Raw genomic sequence first — 1,767 nt, forward strand, 5'->3', positions numbered from 1 at the left:
GCGAGGCGGACGCCCGCGTCCATCGCGTCCACCGTCTGCAGAAGTGGCTGGAGATCGTGGACGAGAACACCGGCGAGCCGATCCGGGAACCGGGGCGGCCCGGACGGTTGCTCGTCACGGACCTGGTCAGACGGCTGATGCCGGTCATCAGGTACCCGGTGGGCGACTCGGCGGAATGGGTGGACTACGAGGACCGGCGGTTCCGCCTGCTGGGCCGGGCCGAGGAAGGCGCCAGGGTCGGGCCGGTCACCGTTTACGTGGAGGATCTGCGGGCGGTGGTGGAGGAGGTGTCCGGCGATCAGCTCATCGCGGGGATACAGGCGGTGCAGCGCCGCCGGGACGCCAAGGACGAACTGGCGTTGCGGATCGCGGGCGAGATCGGCGACGCCGAACAGCTCGCAGCCTCCGTGATCAAGCGCTACGAGGAACTGCGCCCGATGTTCGCCCAGCACGTCCGCGCCGGCCTGATCAACCCGCTGAAGGTCGAGTACGTCCCGCTGTCGGAGCTCAGGGTGAACGGGCGCAGCGGAAAGATCGTCCGGCTGATCGACGAGCGGCTGGACTGAGCCCGGCGGTCCGGCCCGGCGGTCCGTCCCCGGGGATCCCGGGAGCAGGCCTTCGTGGCCGGGGACCTGTCCTGAAACAGTCGTAGCGCGACGGCCTGCGGTCGCGGTCAAGGGACCCGCCCCGGCGGCCTGTCGGGGTCGGTGAGGGGGGTCCCCGGGCTGCGACCTACGCGGAACGGGGCGCTTTTGGGTGAAGCGTGGCGATGTATCGATTCGGCGAACGGTCGGGAAAATTGTGAAGGCCTGGTGTGCACGGCGTGATTGAATCGTGTACAACTTAACACCTGGCTTGATCCGGTCGTTCCGCGTCTCCCGGCCTGCCCGCTCGCCGGGACCGCGGGGCGCCGAACCACCCGTGCCCCGCGGCGCACGGACGCGCGCGCCGAACCGCTTCGGCTGAGCCGTCGGCCCTCACCCACCCCGAAGGACACGTCGATGACCGCCACCGTCTCCAATTTCTACTACGGGGCCGCGACGCCGATCGCGGCCTACCTGATGGCCTGCCTCGGCGCGGCGCTCGGACTGCGCTGCACGACACGCTCCCTGCGGCGCCCGCACCACAGAGCCAGATGGCTCGCCCTCGGGGCCGTGTCCATCGGCTGCGGCATCTGGACCATGCACTTCATCGCCATGATCGGCTTCAACGTCCAGGGCGCACTGGTCGAATACGACACGACGAAGACCGTGCTCAGCCTCGCCGTCGCCATCGTCGTCGTCGCCATCGGCGTCTTCCTCGTCGGCTACCGCGGCGGCTCGGCCGTGAACCTCGCCGTCGCGGGCACGATCACCGGGCTCGGGGTCGCGGCCATGCACTACCTGGGCATGGCCGCCATCCACACCAACGGCGGCCTCCAGTACGACATGCCGACCGTGCTGCTGTCCGTGGCCATCGCCGTCGCGGCCGCCACGGCGGCCCTGTGGGCGGCGGTCTCCATCCGCGGCCTGTGGTCGAGCCTGGGAGCGAGCCTCGTCATGGGGGTGGCCGTGACAGGCATGCACTACACCGGCATGGCCGCGGTCTCCGTGCATCTCACCGGAGGCTCCGCCGTCTCGCAGTCCTCCACCGGTCTGCTGTCGTTCCTCCTGCTGATGCTGGCCGGACCGCTCGCCGTGCTCCTGGTCGCCGCCGTCATCGTCATGTTCGACCCCGACATGATGCTCGGCGACGACGAGCCTGCGGCCCCGCCGGCGTACGGCGTCG

The 1,767-nt window shown here is 70.3% G+C and carries 2 protein-coding genes; both read left to right on the forward strand.

Going from position 1 to position 1,767, the window contains the following annotated elements; genetic code table 11:
* Positions 1 to 566 (forward strand): phenylacetate--CoA ligase family protein (locus tag ABT300_RS43795; RefSeq protein ID WP_502978134.1); only part of this gene is annotated, 566 nt, incomplete at its 5' end.
* A gap of 435 nt (positions 567 to 1,001) precedes the next feature.
* Positions 1,002 to 1,767: MHYT domain-containing protein (locus ABT300_RS43800; protein ID WP_351688700.1), on the forward strand; the 766-nt coding region annotated here is incomplete at its 3' end.

The organism is Streptomyces sp. NPDC001027 (assembly GCF_040299045.1).
GTDB lineage: Bacteria > Actinomycetota > Actinomycetes > Streptomycetales > Streptomycetaceae > Streptomyces.